Annotated in this window: 15 protein-coding genes; 5 read left to right on the top strand and 10 right to left on the bottom strand. The window is 55.4% G+C overall.

Annotated features, from left to right (window positions below; translation table 11 throughout):
* Nucleotides 1-3: 3 nt before the first annotated feature.
* The 7 genes from rffG to trxA form a co-directional block, all read right to left on the bottom strand.
* Nucleotides 4-1,080 (bottom strand): dTDP-glucose 4,6-dehydratase, encoded by a 1,077-nt coding sequence (gene rffG / locus FHW71_RS20620; protein WP_061719358.1) that lies wholly within the window; start codon nucleotides 1,078-1,080, stop codon nucleotides 4-6.
* Nucleotides 1,077-2,336, bottom strand: coding sequence for a UDP-N-acetyl-D-mannosamine dehydrogenase (gene wecC / locus FHW71_RS20615; RefSeq protein ID WP_179452833.1), 1,260 nt, complete (start codon nucleotides 2,334-2,336; stop codon nucleotides 1,077-1,079). The genes rffG and wecC overlap by 4 nt, the downstream gene beginning before the upstream one ends.
* A gap of 2 nt (nucleotides 2,337-2,338) precedes the next feature.
* Nucleotides 2,339-3,463: a UDP-N-acetylglucosamine 2-epimerase (non-hydrolyzing) gene (wecB, locus tag FHW71_RS20610; protein ID WP_179452834.1), complete on the bottom strand. Its 1,125-nt coding sequence runs from the start codon at nucleotides 3,461-3,463 to the stop codon at nucleotides 2,339-2,341.
* A gap of 10 nt (nucleotides 3,464-3,473) precedes the next feature.
* Entirely contained in the window at nucleotides 3,474-4,523 is a 1,050-nt protein-coding gene (gene wzzE, locus FHW71_RS20605; RefSeq protein ID WP_179452835.1) for an ECA polysaccharide chain length modulation protein, read from the bottom strand.
* A gap of 35 nt (nucleotides 4,524-4,558) precedes the next feature.
* Nucleotides 4,559-5,632: a UDP-N-acetylglucosamine--undecaprenyl-phosphate N-acetylglucosaminephosphotransferase gene (wecA, locus tag FHW71_RS20600; RefSeq protein WP_008105746.1), complete on the bottom strand. Its 1,074-nt coding sequence runs from the start codon at nucleotides 5,630-5,632 to the stop codon at nucleotides 4,559-4,561.
* Between the two features lie 278 nt (nucleotides 5,633-5,910).
* Nucleotides 5,911-7,170, bottom strand: coding sequence for a transcription termination factor Rho (rho, locus tag FHW71_RS20595; RefSeq protein ID WP_008105744.1), 1,260 nt, complete (start codon nucleotides 7,168-7,170; stop codon nucleotides 5,911-5,913).
* 345 nt (nucleotides 7,171-7,515) lie between these two features.
* Nucleotides 7,516-7,848 (bottom strand): thioredoxin TrxA, encoded by a 333-nt coding sequence (gene trxA, locus FHW71_RS20590; protein WP_008105741.1) that lies wholly within the window; start codon nucleotides 7,846-7,848, stop codon nucleotides 7,516-7,518.
* A gap of 117 nt (nucleotides 7,849-7,965) precedes the next feature.
* Here trxA and rhlB point away from each other — a divergent pair, with 117 nt between their 5' ends.
* Together rhlB and ppx are read left to right on the top strand one after the other, a co-directional pair.
* A complete protein-coding gene (gene rhlB, locus FHW71_RS20585) occupies nucleotides 7,966-9,261 on the top strand; it encodes an ATP-dependent RNA helicase RhlB (RefSeq protein WP_061719354.1) in 1,296 nt (431 codons plus the stop codon).
* A gap of 7 nt (nucleotides 9,262-9,268) precedes the next feature.
* Nucleotides 9,269-10,753, top strand: a complete 1,485-nt coding sequence (gene ppx / locus FHW71_RS20580) for an exopolyphosphatase (protein ID WP_179452836.1) — start codon at nucleotides 9,269-9,271, stop codon at nucleotides 10,751-10,753.
* A 64-nt stretch (nucleotides 10,754-10,817) separates the two neighbouring features.
* Here ppx and rep read toward each other — a convergent pair whose 3' ends face one another.
* A complete protein-coding gene (gene rep / locus FHW71_RS20575; protein WP_061719352.1) occupies nucleotides 10,818-12,839 on the bottom strand; it encodes a DNA helicase Rep in 2,022 nt (673 codons plus the stop codon).
* A gap of 72 nt (nucleotides 12,840-12,911) precedes the next feature.
* Between rep and ppiC the strand changes: the two genes are divergently transcribed.
* Nucleotides 12,912-13,193, top strand: a complete 282-nt coding sequence (gene ppiC, locus FHW71_RS20570) for a peptidylprolyl isomerase PpiC (protein ID WP_008105734.1) — start codon at nucleotides 12,912-12,914, stop codon at nucleotides 13,191-13,193.
* Here ppiC and FHW71_RS20565 read toward each other — a convergent pair whose 3' ends face one another.
* Nucleotides 13,194-15,254, bottom strand: coding sequence for an AsmA family protein (locus tag FHW71_RS20565; RefSeq protein WP_179452837.1), 2,061 nt, complete (start codon nucleotides 15,252-15,254; stop codon nucleotides 13,194-13,196).
* A gap of 61 nt (nucleotides 15,255-15,315) precedes the next feature.
* Nucleotides 15,316-16,089, bottom strand: coding sequence for a cyclic-guanylate-specific phosphodiesterase (pdeH, locus tag FHW71_RS20560; protein WP_179452838.1), 774 nt, complete (start codon nucleotides 16,087-16,089; stop codon nucleotides 15,316-15,318).
* Nucleotides 16,090-16,371: 282 nt separating this feature from the next.
* Here pdeH and FHW71_RS20555 point away from each other — a divergent pair, with 282 nt between their 5' ends.
* Both FHW71_RS20555 and FHW71_RS20550 read left to right on the top strand, forming a co-directional pair.
* Nucleotides 16,372-17,304 (top strand): sugar kinase, encoded by a 933-nt coding sequence (locus FHW71_RS20555; protein WP_179452839.1) that lies wholly within the window; start codon nucleotides 16,372-16,374, stop codon nucleotides 17,302-17,304.
* Between the two features lie 366 nt (nucleotides 17,305-17,670).
* Nucleotides 17,671-18,543: an alpha/beta hydrolase gene (locus tag FHW71_RS20550; RefSeq protein WP_179452840.1), complete on the top strand. Its 873-nt coding sequence runs from the start codon at nucleotides 17,671-17,673 to the stop codon at nucleotides 18,541-18,543.

Below are 18,543 nucleotides of genomic sequence, written 5' to 3'. Positions count from 1 at the left end.
GTTTCAGCGCGGCGTGGCTAAGCCTAAACGCTCGCCACGATAGCTGCCGTTAAGAATCGACTGCCACCATTGCGGATTGGCCAGATACCACTGCACCGTTTTGCGGATACCGCTCTCAAAGGTTTCCTGCGGCGTCCAACCCAGCTCGCGCGCGATTTTACTGGCATCAATGGCGTAGCGCTGATCGTGGCCGGGACGATCGGTAACAAAGGTAATCAGGTCGCGATAGCGAGCCAGATGCGGCGCACGCTGCTGCGGTGCCAGTTCATCCAGCAGATCGCACAGCGTTTCCACTACCTCAAGATTACGTCGTTCATTGTGGCCACCAATATTGTAGGTTTCCCCCACTTTGCCGCTGCTCACCACGCTGTACAGCGCCCGCGCGTGATCCTCTACGTACAGCCAGTCACGTATCTGGCTGCCATTGCCGTAAACCGGCAGCGGTTTGCCCGCCAGCGCATTGATGATGGTGAGCGGGATCAGCTTCTCCGGGAAATGATAAGGACCGTAATTGTTGGAACAGTTAGTGATGATGACCGGCAAACCGTAGGTACGCAGCCAGGCGCGCACCAAGTGATCGCTGCTGGCTTTGGTCGCCGAATAGGGGCTGCTCGGCGCGTATGGCGTGGTTTCAGTAAAGAAGTCGTCGCTACCATGCAGGTCACCAAACACTTCATCGGTGGAGATATGGTGCAGAATGAAGCCTTTTTTGCGCTCATCTGCCATGCCATTCCAGTAATGACGCGCTGCTTCCAGCAGCTGATAGGTGCCGACAATATTGGTTTCGATGAAAGCGATAGGCCCATCGATCGAACGGTCAACATGGCTTTCCGCCGCCAGGTGCATAATGCAATCCGGCTGATACTGCGCCATGACGCGGTCCAGCTCAGTACGATGGCAAATATCCACCTGCTCGAAAGCGAAACGCGCATCCTGTTGCACCGGCGCCAGCGACGCCAGATTGCCGGCATAGCTCAATTTATCGACCACCACCACGCGGTGATCGGTGTTTTCAATCAGAAAGCGTACCAGCGCCGAACCGATAAAACCTGCTCCGCCGGTAACCAGAAACTGTTTCATCGCCAAACGCCTTTGGTATCAACAATCCACGGCTGGGCAATCTGTGCCGCATCAATCGCGCGGAACTGGGCGTGATCAACCAGCATCACCAGAATATCCGCCTGCTGCAACGCCACGTCAGTAGCAACTAACGTGGCTTCGTGCGCCAGACGTTGCGGAATATCTTTTACATGCGGTTCAACCACCCAGGTTGCGCCGCTGTGCCATTCGGCAATCCGATGCGCGACGCTCATCGCCGGGCTTTCGCGCAGATCATCAATATTCGGTTTGAAGGCCAGACCAAAGCAGGCAATGGTGACATCGCTGGCGCGTTTACCGCTGACAGTAAGGCACTCTGCTAACGCCTGTTTTACCTGCTCCAGTACCCAGCCTGGTTTGGCGTCATTCACTTCACGCGCGGTGCGAATCAGGCGCGCCTGCTCGGGATTTTGCGCCACGATAAACCATGGATCGACGGCGATACAGTGCCCGCCAACGCCCGGTCCAGGTTGCAGAATGTTGACGCGCGGATGGCGATTCGCCAGCGCGATTAGCTCCCACACGTTGATGCCCTGCTCGGCGCAAATCAGCGACAGCTCATTGGCAAAGGCGATGTTCACATCGCGGAAGCTGTTTTCGGTGAGTTTGCACATCTCGGCGGTGCGCGCATTGGTTTCCACACACTCGCCGCGCAGGAAAATGCGATACAACTCGCTGGCGCGTGCGGAGCAGGCTGGCGTCATGCCGCCAATCACGCGATCGTTTTCCAGCAGTTCGACCATCACTTTGCCGGGCAACACGCGCTCCGGACAGTAAGCGATAAACACATCGCACGCATCACCGTGCTGCGGGAAACGCAGATCGGGACGCGCCGCCGCCAGCCATTCCGCCATTTGCTCGGTGGCACCTACTGGCGACGTCGACTCGAGGATCACCAGATCGCCCGCTTTTAGTACTGGCGCAATCGACAGCGCCGCAGCCTGCACATAGCTGAGATCCGGCTGATGGTCGCCGATAAACGGTGTGGGCACGGCAATCAGGAACGCATCGGCGGCTTCGGCCTGCGTGGTGGCACGCAGATGACCGGCTCGCACCGCTTCGCGCACCACATCACCCAGCTCGGGTTCCACGATATGGATATCGCCGCGATTAATGGTTTCAACGGCGCGGACATTAATATCCACACCAACGACTTTCTTTCCCTTTGAGGCAAAAACGGCCGCCGTTGGCAGCCCAATGTAGCCCAGTCCGATAACGGAAATGGTTTCAAAACGCATGGTTAGACTCTGTGTTGTTTTAGGGCCTGCAAGATGCGCGCGCAGGCATGACCATCGCCATACGGATTGTGCGCGCGGCTCATTGCCTGCCAGGCTTCATCGTCCTGCAACAGCAGGCTGACTTCAGCGACAATTTTACTGATATCGGTGCCGACCAGTTTCACCGTGCCTGCGTCCACTGCTTCCGGACGCTCGGTGGTATCGCGCATCACCAGCACCGGTTTGCCCAGCGATGGCGCTTCTTCCTGAATGCCGCCGGAATCAGTAAGAATCAGCCATGAACGATTCATCAGCCAGACAAACGGCAGATACTCTTGCGGCTCAATCAGGATGATGTTTTCGATGCCGCTGAGAATGCGATTGACCGGCTCGCTGACGTTAGGGTTGAGGTGCACAGGATAGACAATTTGCACCTGCGGATGCTGGCGCGCGATGTGCGCCAGCGCACTGCAAATGCGTTCGAAGCCGTCGCCAAAGCTTTCGCGGCGATGGCCCGTGACCAGAATCAGCTTTTTGTCGGCATCGAGGAACGGATAGCGCGCGGCGAGTCGCGCATTGAGATCGGCGTCGTCCAGCACGCGGTCACGCACCCACAGCAGCGCATCAATCACCGTGTTGCCAGTAACGAAAATGCGCGCGTCCGGCAGATTCTCTCGCAGCAGGTTTTGCCGCGAGTTTTGCGTCGGCGTGAAGTGATAGCTGGCAAGATGGCCGGTGAGCGTGCGATTGGCCTCTTCGGGCCACGGCGACATCAGGTTGCCGGTACGCAATCCTGCTTCCACATGGCCCACCGGAATCTGGTGATAAAACGCCGCCAGGCTCGCCGCAAACGTGGTGGTGGTATCGCCGTGCACTAACACCACATCCGGCTGAAAATCGGCCAGTACAGTTTTCATGCCCTGCAGAATGCGGCTGGTGATCTCCGTCAGCCCTTGTTCCGGGCGCATGATATTCAGATCATAATCAGGCTGCAGCTGGAACAAACGCAGCACCTGATCGAGCATTTCACGATGTTGTGCGGTAACGCATAAGCGCGACTCGAACGCAGCATCCTGCGCCAACGCCTGCACCAGCGGAGCCATTTTGATCGCTTCAGGACGCGTGCCAAATACCGTCAGAACTTTCACGTGGCTTCTCTTAATGGCTCGTTGCTAACGTTGAACGCGGACGACGCACCAGCGCCACTCCCGCACCGACCAGCGCGCCAATCACGCCCCACATGATCATCATAAACAGGCGGCGCGGACTATCGCGCGACACCGGCTCTTCCGGGGTGCGCAAGTAGCGGTAAGTCTGGAATTGTTGATCCAGACGCGGCCCGGCCTGCAGCGTACTCAGCATCGCTTTATTTTGATCATAGCTTAAATCGTAAGCAGGTCCGCTGGCTTGTAAAGTGTCGAGTTGCGCCTGCAGCATTTGCTGCCCGAGCAAGAAACGATCGCTGTCTGGCAGCGCCTCGCCGGTTGCCGGTGCGCGGTTCTCTTTGATGCCCTGCTCGCTCGCCACTTTCAGCGCCTGCTCGATGCGCTGGCGTTGACGTTCAAATACCGACTGCGCCACTTCCTGCTGGCGGTTAACCTGCGACGCCAGCTGCACGCTGCGCGCCTGCCAGGCGCCTTTCAGCTCCGCATTAAGATGACGCGCCGCACGTTCGCTGGCGTAGGCAATATATTGACGCAGCAGATTGTTGGCATCGCTGGCGGTTTCGGCAACCAGTTTGATGTTATCTAAGATATTGCGCGCCGGGTCGGCAGCCGTGAACTGGATGTTGGTGATCAAATCATCAAGCAGCGCCGCATCGTTGTGCGCGTTGCCGCTTTTACGACTTTTGAAGTATTCAGTCTGCTGCCAGAAATCACGACGCGTATCCCAGGATGCCAACTGCATGGTGAACTCCTGATAAACCTCATCCATCACGGTTGGGGCTGGCGAGCTGAGATTGAGCGTATTGGTGCGCACATCCAGATTATTGAGGAATTGTTGCTGCACGAAGAAATCACCCAACATATTCACCGTTGGACGATCGGTCACCGCCGTGGTGCTCCACGCTTGCTTCATTAACATCGATGCCAGCCAGGCGACCAGCGCAAACAGCAGCGCCAGACCGATGATCCAGCGTTTACCACGCCAGAGCGTGCAGCCAAGGCCACGCATATCCAGTTCGTTCTCCACAACGACAGAGGTCATAACAAAATCCTTATCAGGGTACTTTTCTGGGTGATTTATTTTTTATCTTCGCTGCTTTGCCAGCGACGTTTAATGCGACGGATTTTGCGCGCCACGCGCCATGCGTGTTTCAGGCAATAGCCGTAAAGGAGAAACGCCATCATGAACAGCACCAGCATCACCCATTCCGGGATGAAAGCCAGATACTCGCCGAGCACACCAATACCCGCAAGAATCGCGGCGGCGACGGTAATCAGCAGGAACGCCTGACGGGAAGTGAATCCGGCGCGCATGATCAAATGGTGAATGTGCTGGCGGTCAGCGGAAAACGGGCTCATGCCTTTACGCAAGCGGCGATACATAATCGCCACCATATCCATCAGCGGAATGGCGATCAGCCACAGCGCGGTGACGGGCGTAATTGGATGGCTGAGGCCTTGGGTGGTTTCCAGCAAAATCCAGATGATGGTGAAACCGATCATGGTGCTGCCGGCGTCGCCCATAAACACTTTGTAGCGACGGCCAATCAAACCGAGATTGAGCAGGATATAAGGAATGGTGGCGGCGATCATCGCAAAGCACCACATGGCGAGGCTGGTCTGGCCGTCGAAATAGAGAATGATGCCGATCGCAGCGAATGTGACGCTTGAGAGGCCGCCAAGCAGACCATCAATCCCATCCACCATGTTGAACGCGTTGATGGCGGCCCATACGGCGAACAGCGTCAAGACGTAGCCAAAGGGACCGACGATCAACTCAACCGGCCCAATAATAAAGCCCAGACTGAGCAAATAGAGTTTGGCACCGACCATCATCACAATGGCGACCGCCGCCTGCACCAGCGCGCGGATTTTAACGCTGATATCGAAGCGATCGTCCAGTGCGCCAACCAACACCAATACGCCCGCGCAGCTCAGATAAAGCATCGCGTGCGGCAAATAATAATTTGAGATGGCAAATGCGAAGCAGATCCCCGCGTACACGGAAATGCCGCCAACTAACGGAATGGCGCCATGGTGCCTTTTTCTGGAGTTTGGTGTGTCCACGAGCCCAATTTTTTTAGCTGCTTTGCGAGCAAAAAACAGGAACACTAAAGTAAAAAGAAAAACTAAACCAAGCTCAGTACTCATAGTGAGTAAATTCACGTTAATGCTCTCAGCTAAAATCGTGGACAACAATATGCAAAACACCTGCCATTGCCATATATCCCTATTCCGAATTCTGCTGCAGAAAAGCCTGATTGTTGAAAAAACACCCGCATCTCTGCCACAGTCATTTTAAAAGCTTCCTGACTGCGCTAATCCTAATGCCCATAAATAAAAAACGCCACGTTAAGACGTGGCGTTAGCAATATTTCCTGGCAAATTGTGCGAATCACCGCTTGGCTTAGCGACTCGCCGATCGCAACTTAGGAACGCTTCATCATATCGAAGAATTCGTCGTTGGTTTTGGTCATGGCCAGTTTGTTGATGAGGAACTCCATCGCGTCGATTTCACCCATTGGATGGATGATTTTGCGCAGGATCCACATCTTCTGCAGCTCTTCCTGAGTGGTGAGCAGCTCTTCTTTACGGGTACCGGAACGATTGTAATCAATCGCTGGGAATACACGCTTCTCGGCGATTTTACGCGAGAGGTGCAATTCCATGTTACCTGTACCTTTAAACTCTTCGTAAATCACTTCGTCCATCTTCGAACCAGTATCAACCAGCGCGGTCGCGATGATGGTCAGGCTGCCGCCCTCTTCCACGTTACGTGCCGCACCGAAGAAACGCTTCGGACGATGCAGGGCGTTGGCATCCACACCACCGGTCAGGACTTTACCTGATGCTGGAACCACGGTGTTGTAAGCACGCGCCAGACGCGTGATGGAGTCAAGCAGGATGATCACGTCTTTCTTGTGCTCAACCAGGCGCTTAGCCTTCTCGATCACCATCTCAGCAACCTGCACGTGACGTGACGCTGGCTCATCAAAGGTCGAAGCGATAACTTCACCTTTAACCAGACGCTGCATCTCGGTCACTTCTTCCGGACGTTCGTCGATCAGCAGCACCATCAGCAGGCAATCTGGATAGTTGTAAGCGATGCTCTGCGCGATGTTCTGCAGCAGCATGGTTTTACCCGCTTTCGGCGGCGCCACAATCAGACCACGTTGACCACGACCAATCGGAGAAGCCAGATCCAGCACGCGTGCGGTCAGGTCTTCAGTCGAGCCATTACCGCGTTCCATACGCATACGCTTGCTGGCGTGCAGCGGCGTAAGGTTTTCGAACAGAATCTTGTTACGCGCGTTTTCCGGCTTGTCGTAGTTAACTTCGTTAACTTTCAACAGCGCAAAGTAGCGTTCACCTTCTTTTGGCGGGCGAATCTTGCCAGAAATGGTGTCACCAGTGCGGAGGTTGAAACGGCGGATTTGGCTAGGAGAGACGTAGATATCATCGGGACCGGCGAGGTAGGAGCTATCTCCAGAACGGAGGAAACCAAATCCGTCCTGCAATATCTCCAGCACACCATCACCAAAGATGTCTTCGCCGCTTTTTGCGTGCTGTTTCAGGATAGAGAAAATAATATCCTGCTTGCGCATACGCGCCTGGTTTTCCAGCCCCATATTTTCGCCGAGGGTAATCAGCTCAGAAACCGGCGTATTCTTTAATTCGGTAAGATTCATAGTGATGGGTTCTTAAACTCGGGGTAATTCTCGAAATGATTGTCGTGAGTGGTATGGCAAAAATTCCATGCCTGTTAATGGCTCTTTTTCAACTCAGCTCGACGATTATCGTCAGATGTGGCGATAGGAAACGAGGAGACGGTCGAAAGATGATGCCGAATGTGCTAGTCATCAGATTGCCAAACCACGATAACGTTCATTGCGAGTAGGGTCTGACAAGGGAAAACTTAGATGCAAACTACAAGGTAAGAGCGTAATGCAGTGAACTCAACTTAACACGCTTAAAGTGAGACGTCCAGCAGTGGCGACAAAATTCACCACTGCCGAACAAACACCACGCTGGGCTTAGGCCAGGTTGGCGTTCAGGAACTCTTTCAACTGTCCTTTAGACAGTGCGCCAACCTTAGTTGCCGCCACTTCGCCGTTCTTGAACAGCAGCAGAGTTGGGATACCGCGGATGCCGTATTTCGGCGCCGTACCCGGGTTGTCATCAATGTTCAACTTAGCGATGGTAAGTTTACCTTCGTACTCTTCTGCGACTTCGTCGAGAATTGGGGCGATCATTTTGCAAGGACCACACCATTCAGCCCAGAAATCTACCAGAGTGACACCGTCTGCTTTCAGTACGTCTGTGTCGAAACTGTCATCGGTCAAGTGAACGATCTTATCGCTGCTCATGTTTAACTCCAAAAGATTGCGCCTGGCGAATTGGCGGAAATGATACCAACGTAGGTTGACTTTATTTCATCGGATACGCTTTCGTAAAGCGCTAGTAAGCTGATATTCTACCACACTATGAGCAAAACACACTTAACTGAACAGAAGTTTTCCGACTTCGCCCTGCACCCTCAGGTGGTAGAAGCCCTTGATACTAAAGGCTTTAGCCACTGCACGCCTATTCAGGCGCTCGCGTTGCCTCTTACGCTTACAGGGCGTGATGTTGCGGGTCAGGCGCAAACCGGTACCGGCAAAACGATGGCGTTCCTTACGTCAACGTTTCATTATCTTCTTTCTCATCCTGCCGCAGAAGGTCGCCAGACTAATCAGCCACGTGCGCTGATCATGGCCCCGACGCGTGAGCTCGCCGTACAAATTCATGCCGATGCTGAACCATTAGCGAAGGTCACTGGCTTAAAGCTGGGCCTGGCTTATGGTGGCGACGGCTACGATAAACAGCTGAAAGTGCTGGCTGATGGTGTCGATATTCTGGTGGGCACCACCGGACGTCTGATCGACTACGCCAAGCAGAACCATGTCAACCTGGGCGCGATTCAGGTTGTTGTGCTGGATGAAGCCGATCGCATGTTCGATCTCGGCTTTATTAAAGACATTCGTTGGCTGTTCCGCCGCATGCCGCCGGCCACCCAACGCCTGAGTATGCTGTTCTCTGCTACCTTGTCTTACCGCGTGCGTGAACTGGCGTTTGAGCACATGAACAACGCCGAATACGTGGAAGTTGAGCCTGAGCAGAAAACCGGCCACCGCATCAAAGAAGAGCTTTTCTATCCTTCGAATGAAGAGAAAATGCGTTTACTGCAGACGCTAGTAGAAGAAGAGTGGCCAGATCGCGCCATCATCTTCGCTAACACTAAGCACCGCTGTGAAGACATTTGGGGCCATCTGGCTGCCGATGGTCATCGCGTAGGTCTGCTGACCGGTGATGTGGCGCAGAAAAAACGTCTGCGTATTCTCGACGACTTCACCAAAGGCGATGTGGATATCCTGGTTGCCACCGATGTCGCGGCACGTGGTCTGCACATTCCTGCGGTAACGCACGTGTTCAACTACGATCTGCCTGACGATCGCGAAGACTACGTTCACCGTATCGGCCGTACTGGCCGCGCGGGCGCCAGCGGTCACTCCATCAGCCTGGCGTGCGAAGAGTACGCGCTGAACCTGCCGGCAATCGAAGAGTACATCGGTCACGGTATTCCGGTGAGCAAGTACAACAGCGATGCCTTGCTGAATGAACTGCCACCGCCGAAGCGTCTGCAACGCAGTCGTTCAGGAAACGGTCCTCGCCGTGGCGGTAACAACAATAACCGTCGGAGCGGCGCGCCGCGCAATAGCAACCGTAAACGTTCGGGTTAAGCACACCATGCTAAGCGCATCGTCACTTTATGCAGCGATTGATTTAGGTTCTAACAGCTTTCATATGTTGGTGGTGCGCGAGGTGTCTGGCAGTATTCAGACCGTCGCGCGGATAAAGCGCAAAGTGCGTCTGGCGGCTGGCCTCGACAAAGCGAATCATCTCTCTGCCGAGGCGATGCAACGCGGCTGGCAGTGCCTGAAGTTGTTCTCCGAACAGTTGCAGGATATTCCTCCGGAACAAATCCGCGTGGTGGCAACCGCCACGCTGCGCCTTGCTGAAAATGCGCAGGATTTCCTCACAACGGCTGAACAGATTCTTGGCTGCGCGGTAAATGTCATCAGCGGCGAAGAAGAAGCGCGCCTGATTTATCAGGGTGTAGCGCATACCACCGGCGGTTCCGATCAGCGTTTAGTGGTCGATATCGGCGGCGGCAGCACCGAACTGGTGACCGGCGAAGGCTCGCATGCCACCACGCTGTTCAGCTTGTCGATGGGCTGCGTAACCTGGCTTGAACGCTATTTCAGCGATCGTCATCTGGCAAAAGAGAATTTTGAGCAAGCCGAACTGGCCGCACGCGAGATGATCCGTCCGGTGGTCGCTGCGCTGCGTGAGAAAGGCTGGCAAATCTGTGTCGGCGCGTCAGGTACCGTACAAGCTTTGCAGGAAATTATGATGGCACAGGGCATGGATGAGCGCATCACCCTGAGCAAACTGCAACAGCTGAAACAACGCGCGATTCAGTGCGGCAAGCTGGAAGAGCTGGAAATTGAAGGATTGACGCTGGAGCGCGCCTTAGTGTTCCCGAGCGGTTTATCGATCCTCATCGCTATCTTCCAGGAACTGAGCATTGAAGGTATGACGCTAGCCGGTGGCGCACTGCGCGAAGGCTTAGTGTATGGCATGCTGCATCTGCCGGTTGATCGCGATATCCGCAGCCGCACATTGCAGAACGTGCAACGTCGTTTTGCCATTGATATTGATCAGGCTGGTCGCGTACGTCAGTTGGCGGAGAGTTTCTTCCGTCAGGTGAGCAGCAGCTGGAAGCTGGATAACCGATGTCGCGATCTGCTGCTCAGCGCCTGTTCCATCCACGAAATTGGCTTGAGCGTCGATTTCCGTCAGGCACCGCAACACGCCGCATACCTGATTCGCCATCTCGATCTTCCTGGCTTCACTCCCGCACAGAAAAAAATGCTGGCTTGCCTGCTGCAAAACCAAAGCGGCAGCATTGATTTAGCGTTGCTGACTCAGCAAAACGCCGTGCCGCCGCGCATGGCGGAGCGTTTAAGTCGTTTGCTGCGTTTAGCGATTATTTTCTCGAGTCGTCGCCGCGATGACACCTTGCCTGCCGTGCGTTTACAGGCGGATGATGATGCGCTGCATTTGACGTTGCCAGCCGGTTGGCGCGAAGTGCATCCGCTGCGTTCTGAGCTGCTGGAGCAGGAGAGTCATTATCAGTCTTACGTACATTGGTTATTGACGATTTCCTGATGTTCGGGCGGCATGAATGCCGCCCCTACAATCGACGTAGGGTCGCCATTCATGGCGACCGCTCTCAACCCTTCTTCGCATTCTCCAGCATCGCCCTTAACCCGGCGACGCGCGTCTGTCCGGTCTTCACGCGCTCTTCTGCGCTCACCACTTTTTTCTCGCGTTCCCACACCACATCGTCCTGCGGCAACTCCAGCAGGAAGCGACTCGGTTCCGGGCGCATCAGCTCGCCGTACTGACGGCGTTCACGGCATAGCGTAAAGGTCAGCTCTTTCTGCGCACGGGTAATTCCCACGTAAGCCAGACGTCGCTCTTCCTCGATGTTGTTTTCATCGATGCTGCTCTGGTGCGGCAATAAACCCTCTTCCATGCCGACCAGATAGACATACGGGAACTCCAGCCCTTTTGAGGCGTGCAACGTCATCAGCTGCACCTGATCGAGCTCCTCATCGCTCTCCCCGCGCTCCATCATGTCGCGCAGCGTAAAGCGCGTCACCACCTGCGCCAGCGTCATCGGTTCGTTCAGCTCATCGCCTTCCAGCATCTCTGTCATCCACTGGAACAGCAGATTGACGTTTTTCATGCGCATCTCAGCCGCTTTCGGGCTGGGCGAGGTTTCAAACAGCCAGCTTTCGTAATCGATGCCGCGAATCAGGTCGCGCACCGCATTAACTGGCTCGCGTTCGGTCAGCTGGACGATCTCATTCAGCCAGTGCGTAAAGCGCTGCAAATGCTCCAGCCCGCGCCCGCTCAGCGTTTGCTCCAGCCCCATATCGAAGCTGGCGTGATACAGGCTTTTATTGCGCAGGTTGGCCCATTCGCCCAGCTTTTGCAGCGTTGCCGGGCCAATCTCACGGCGCGGCGTATTCACGATACGCAGGAATGCGCTGTCATCTTCCTGATTGGTTAGCACGCGCAGGTAGGCCAGCAAATCTTTGATTTCCGGACGCGAGAAGAACGATGTGCCGCCCGAGATACGATACGGAATACGGTTCTGCATCAGCTGCTTCTCAAACACGCGCGACTGATGATTGCCGCGATAGAGAATGGCGTAATCTTTGTAGGCGGTTTTATTGATGAAGTGATGCGCGATCAGTTCGCCTGCCACGCGTTCCGCTTCGTGATCTTCGTTATTGGCGCTCAGCACCTTCAGCTCGCTGCCCTGCCCCAGCTCAGAGAACAGGCGCTTCTCAAACACGTGCGGATTGTTGGCAATAAGGATATTGGCCGATTTCAGGATGCGCTGCGTCGAGCGATAATTCTGCTCCAGCTTCACCACTTCCAGCGCCGGGAAATCCTGTTGCAGCAGCACCAGGTTTTGCGGACGCGCGCCGCGCCACGAATAAATCGACTGATCATCATCGCCCACCACGGTAAAGCGCGCCCGCGCGCCCACCAGCAGCTTCACCAGCTCATATTGGCTGGTGTTGGTGTCCTGATACTCATCCACCAGCAGATAGCGAATGCGCTGCTGCCAGCGCTCGCGCACTTCCTGATTGCGCTGCAGCAGCAGCGTCGGCAGTGCGATTAAGTCGTCGAAATCCAGCACGTTGCAGGATTTCAGGTGTTGGTCATACAGCTGATAACAGTGCGCAAAAATCTGGTCGCGCTGTGATTGCGCCAAACCGGCTGCGCCCTGCGGATCGACCAAATCGTTCTTCCAGTTGGAGATGGTGGAAATCAGCTGCTGTAACAGCGTTTTGTCCTCTTCAAGCCACTGTTTGGTCAGGTCTTTGAGCAAAGCCAGCTGATCCTGATCGTCGAACAGCGAGAAGCTGGCTTTCATGCCCAGCGCTTTGTATTCGCGTTTGATGATCTCCAGCCCCAGCGTATGGAAGGTGGAAATCATCAGGCCGCGCGCCTCTTTACGCCCCAACGTCTGCGCCACACGCTCTTTCATCTCGCGCGAGGCTTTATTGGTAAAGGTCACGGCGGCGATATGGCGCGCCTGATAGCCACATTCACGGATCAGGTGGGCGATTTTGTTGGTGATCACGCGGGTTTTACCTGAGCCAGCGCCGGCCAGCACCAGACAAGGACCGGTGACAAATTCGACAGCTCGTTGTTGGCCGGGGTTTAAACGCATAACGGAATTCGCTCAGTGGGATCAAAAGAAACAGGGTTATAATGGCCGGATTATACACATTAGGACTTCATCATGGCGAAAACCGCGGCGGCTTTACATATCCTCGTGAAAGAGGAAGCGCAGGCCAAATCCCTGCTCGCGCAGCTTGAGAAAGGCGCGAACTTCCAGCAACTGGCAAAGAAACACTCTACCTGCCCATCCGGGCGCAACGGCGGTGATTTGGGTGAGTTTCGTAAAGGGCAAATGGTGCCGGCATTTGATAAGGCGGTCTTCTCCTGTCCGCTGCTACAACCTTACGGACCGGTGAAAACCGCCTTTGGTTACCACATCATCAAAGTGCTGTGGCGTAACTGATCACTTCTGATTCTTCATCTGCTGCAGCACGTTATTACACTGATTGTCGTCGGTATCGCTAGGCGAAATCAGTGCGATTAACGCGGCGGCCGGTGCAACTACCGCACCGAGCGCCACCGCTGCAGCACCGCGCGCAATCAGCGGACCGGCTTTCACGCCGGCATCCGGATTTTTAAAGGTGCCGCGCACATACAGCGGTGAACGCAGCGTAATGATACGAATCCCTTTACTCTCCGGATTGATCGACAAGTCCATGCGTTCATTCGCGAAGTTAACGTTGCCCGTCACATTGATCACCGCGTTCTCGGTATCCAGCAGGAACAGTTTTGGCGTCGCTAAACCCTGACGAATATTCAGATCGGTTGCCGCGCAGTTGATCTTCACTTCGTCATCGCCGAACAGTTTGCCGACCACATAATTACCGACGTTTAGTCCGGCAATCTCCATCAGGCTGCGGCTGATCAGGCCATCATTCATCAGTAGCTTCAGTTCGCCATCGCTGGTACCCAGTAAGTCCGCCACCGAATTGCCGGTGCCACTCAGCGAGGCATCGCCGTTAAGCTGGCCCAAACTGTTTTGCATCGCGGTGACATCCGGGAACAGCTGATGCAGGCGTAGCTTACGCGCGTGCAAATCGGCGCGTCCGCGCATCGGGCTGCGATCGCCCTCCAGATGAATGGTGGAGTTGATGCTGCCGCCGGCCATCCCGAAGCGCAGCGGATCGAGCAGCAGGTCGCCGTTTTTCAATTGCAGATGGGTATAGAGATCGCTGAGCGGCAGCTTGCTGCTGTGTTCGATGCGTTTGCCGCTAAACTTCACATCCGCATCCATCACATCCCAGCTCTTGGTATCAAACTTGTCATGCGGCAGAACACGATCGGCGGGCTGCGTTGAGGCATCGCCGCGTTGTGCTTTGGCTTGTTGCGTTTTCTCGCTGCCTTTGCCGGAATTGACGCCAATTAGCGGCCCCAAATCTTCCATCCGCAATTGGTTTGAGGTCAGTTCACCGGTCAAAGTGGGACGCGGTTTGCCCTGACGATAAACGAGTGAACCGTGAATATCGCTGTCGCCGATGTGGCCGTTAAACTTCTCGTAGCGGAACAGCGGCCCTTTCTCCTCATTGAAACGCGCAATCAAATGGCCGTCGGTTTCGTACGGCGGCGTATCAGGCAGCAGCACGCCGGTCAGGCCATACAGATTCGCCAGCGTATCGCCCGCGAAGCGCAAACGCACATCCAGCCCGCCAAGATTGAGCGGATCCTGCAAGGTGCCATCAATGCGCACGCGTGTGGTGCCATTGCGCACATCCACCTGCAGCGGGAACGGCGTGGTTTTACTGCGCAGCGATAACATGCCGCCAATTTTACCGTCGCCATCCAGCTTCTGATTGTTGTAGGTGCCGTTCGCCTGCCAGCCAAAGACAAAATCACCCGCGCCCTTCTGCTGATCGTCGCCGCCCGCCACCTGCGCGTACGGCACCGGTTTGCCCAGCGGATTTATGGTTACCGTGACGTCGGCTTTATTGACGGCGTCGCGATAGCGCACTTGTCCCTGATCGAACATGATGTTGTCGAGGCGGAAGGACCAGGCAGAAGGCGCGGCATTAGCATCGCTGTTCTGGCTGCTGGCGAGATCAAAGGTCCAGTTATTCTTTTTGTCAGCGGTTTGCACCAGCCGCGCATCCGGCTTTTGCATCTTGATCCACGGCAGGTAGATCTGCTGATGCAGCAGCGCCAGCGGCGCAATCGTCGCTTCAACGCGCTGCAGATGCACCATGGTGACATCAGGAATGGATGGCGGATTACCGAGCATCACATCGTCGGCATGCACCTGCGGCCACGGCACCCAGCTGCGCCAGCCTGGTTCTTCGCGGTTGCGAACCCAGGCCACGCCGAGATCGCCGCGAATCGCGAAAGGTCGGTTCAGCTCGGCTGAAACTTTTTGATTAATCGTAGGTTTCAGGCGGTTCCAGTCAAAGGTGGCGATGAGCACCACAATCACTACAACCAATAACAAAAAAATCCCGAACACCCAGCTCAGGATCTTTCGAGTACGTGACATATTGCTTCCTCCTTGCCCTTCCACGTCTGACTAAGGATAGTCGAGACGTCGCGGAACGGGATCAGGGAAGCTCAAGTGCCATGCGTTCCAGCTCGCTAAACGGCACCGGACGCGAGAAGAAGTAGCCCTGCGCTGCCATGGCTGGCGAGCTGCGAACCTGTTGCCACTCCTCTTCGGTTTCCACACCTTCGACGATGACGCCGTTGCAATAACGGTTAATCAACGCCAGCAGCATCGAGAACATTGAGCGGCCTTCATCGCTGGCGCGCAGCAGCATAAACAGCTCGCGCGAGAGTTTGATGTAGTCGTAACGCAGTTCAGTCAGCGCCGAGAAGTTCGCCATGCCGGAGCCAAAATCATCCAGCCACAGCGGCCCGAGTTCAGGCATCTTCGCTACCATCTCTTCCTGCGGCAGCGCATGATGTTCCGTCAGTTCGAAGCGCACCCACGGCAGCTGCGCGATCAGCGTGCGAATCGATTCATGCTGCTCAATCTCCATCAACGTTGGACCGTCGATATTCACCGACGCCACCAGCTGACGCTGATTGAAAAACGGTGACCATTTTATCAGCAGCTCGAGTTGTTCCTGGACGACACCGAGCCGCTGCGCGATAGTCAGTGCTTCAAAATAGTCTTCGGGCGACAGCCTTTTGTCTGGCGCGGAGGGATGAGTCACCGCCGTCAGTAATTCAATGGCCAGCAAGCGGCCGGAAACCTGATAAATCGGCTGGAAAGTATAGAATCGTTGGCACTGTTGCCAGAAGAGACGCGTTTCCTGTTGTTGTTCCAGTTCATTTGAAACAGGCAGCCGATGACTCAAATTCTTCATCACCATGGTTTTTTCCTGGTTGGTGTCGAGTGCCTGCAAATAGCATCTCAGCGGCAAGTATCGGCGATCGCCGGGATAACTTTATCAATCTCGTTAGTCCCATGAATAGTTGAGTGTAACAGCGTGCTTCGCACTTAATCGGCAAAACAAAACGCGCTTTGGCCGTTAAATCGCCGTAGCGCCGGCGGTTTACTGCCTTAAGTTAAATCAAAACATCGTTTTAAAAACCATTGACGACTGCCATACCAGACGCGAGACTAAGGCAGAATTCACTATAGGCCGAAGACCATGACGCAGAAGAAAATCGCCATTATTGGCGAATGCATGATTGAGCTGTCCGAGAAAGGTGAGAACATCAAACGCGGTTTTGGCGGTGATACGCTGAACACGGCGGTTTATCTGGCGCGCCAGTCAGATAACCAGCAGCTGCGTGTCGATTATGTCACCGCACTCGGCACCGACAGCTTCAGTGATCAGATGATCGCCGCCTGGCAACAGGAAAAAGTCGAAACCGCGCTGACTCAGCGCCTCGACAATAAAATGCCAGGCCTGTACTTCATCGAAACCGACGAACACGGCGAGCGCACTTTCTGGTATTGGCGCAACGACGCTGCCGCCCGTTTCTGGCTGGATAGCGCGCAAGCGGAACAGATTTGCCAGCAGCTGGCGCACTACGATTATCTCTATTTGAGCGGCATCAGCCTGGCGATTCTGCCGGCGGCCAGTCGCGACAAATTAATGGCGCTGCTCAGCGCCTGTCGTCAGAACGGCGGCAAGGTGATTTTCGATAACAACTATCGTCCGCGCTTGTGGGCCGATAAAGCCAGCGCCCAGCAGGCGTATGCCGAGATGCTGCGCCATACCGACATGGCATTCCTGACGCTCGACGATGAAGATTTGCTGTGGGGCGAGCAGCCGCTGGATGCGGTGATTGCCCGCACACGCGCCGCTGGCGTGCAGGAGATTGCTATCAAACGCGGTGCAGATTCCTGTCTGGTTGCCGTTGGCGATGAGCCGTTGTGCGACGTCGCCGCCATCAAGCTGGCGAAAGAGAAAGTGATCGATACCACCGCAGCAGGCGACTCCTTCAGCGCCGGTTATCTGGCGGTGCGTTTAGCTGGTGGCAGCGCTGAGGATGCCGCCGCACGCGGCCATCTCACCGCCAGCACGGTGATCCAGCATCGCGGCGCGATTATTCCGCTCAGCGCAATGCCACGTTAATCCAGCTGCACATTTGTAGGGTCGCCATTTATGGCGACCAAATCCATAAACACCGCTAACAAACCCACCCGTAAAGTTTGCCTTAACGCAGCATTTTTCCCTGACAATTTCCGCTAATCACCTGACTCATCCACTTCTGTAACAAAACCCGCATTGCTTCTTCAATCACGCTAATCAGATCGATTTAAATTCAATGCGTTATGGCACGAAATCTGGCCGCCAGGCATAGTCCGAAACTGGCGAAATCGGCGGTTTTCGGCTGGACGCCAGCGGCAAAAGAGACCATGTTTTAATCAATAACAGCAGGACGCTGTTACTCCGGCCGCGAAAAAAATAACGACAACATGACTCGCTCAGGACTGACTTATGCACACAGAAATCATCAATATCTGGCCACACGGTGATGCGCCAGGCGCGAGCGATTCGCGCGCTCAGCCGCAAATCGTCGATCTCGCCAAAGAGTACGAACCTTATGACCGCGCCGCCACCGGCGTGCGCTGCCCGGAGATTGCCATCTGGCATCCGGAAACCTCGAACGGCATCACGCTGCTGGTGGCACCGGGCGGCGGTTATCAGCGGGTATTGATCGACCGTGAAGGCAGCGCGCTCGCCACCTTCTTTACGTCAATGGGCTACACGCTGGCAGTGATGACGTATCGCCTGCCGTATGACGGTCACCATGAAGGTCCAGACGCGCCGCTGGCTGATGCGCAGCGTGCGGTGCGCGTGCTGCGTGAACGTGCGCAGCGCGGGTTGAACGGCAAATATATCGTGATGATGGGCTTCTCGGCGGGCGGACACGTTGCCGCCAGCCTCGGCACGCGCTTTGGCGAGAAACTCTATCCGGTGCAGGATCAGGCCGACAGCTTTACGCCGCGCCCGGATGCGATGGTGCTGCTCTATCCGGTGATCAGTATGCGTGAAGGTCTGGCGCATGAAGGTGCGCGCACCCGCTTGCTCGGCGCGTGGCCGGATCAAAGAATGATTGATGCGTACTCAATGGAAACGCGCGTGCATGCGCTAACGCCACCGACGCTGCTGATTCACGCCTCCGATGATGAGTCGGTTTCGGTGAACAACAGCATGGTGTTCTTCAGCGCGCTACGTGAGCACAAAGTGCCGGTGGAGATTCACTTCTACCAAAAAGGCGGCCACGGATTTGGTATCCGTGGCGTGGCAGATTTGCCTTTGGCGAGCTGGCCGATGCTCGTCACCGAATGGCTCAGAGCGAAGACCTGA

The organism is Enterobacter sp. Sphag1F (assembly GCF_014193275.1).
Classification (GTDB): Bacteria; Pseudomonadota; Gammaproteobacteria; order Enterobacterales; family Enterobacteriaceae; genus Pantoea; species Pantoea symbiotica.
The sequence above is the reverse complement of the archived record's forward strand: the minus strand, read 5'-3'. Positions and strand labels throughout refer to the sequence as shown.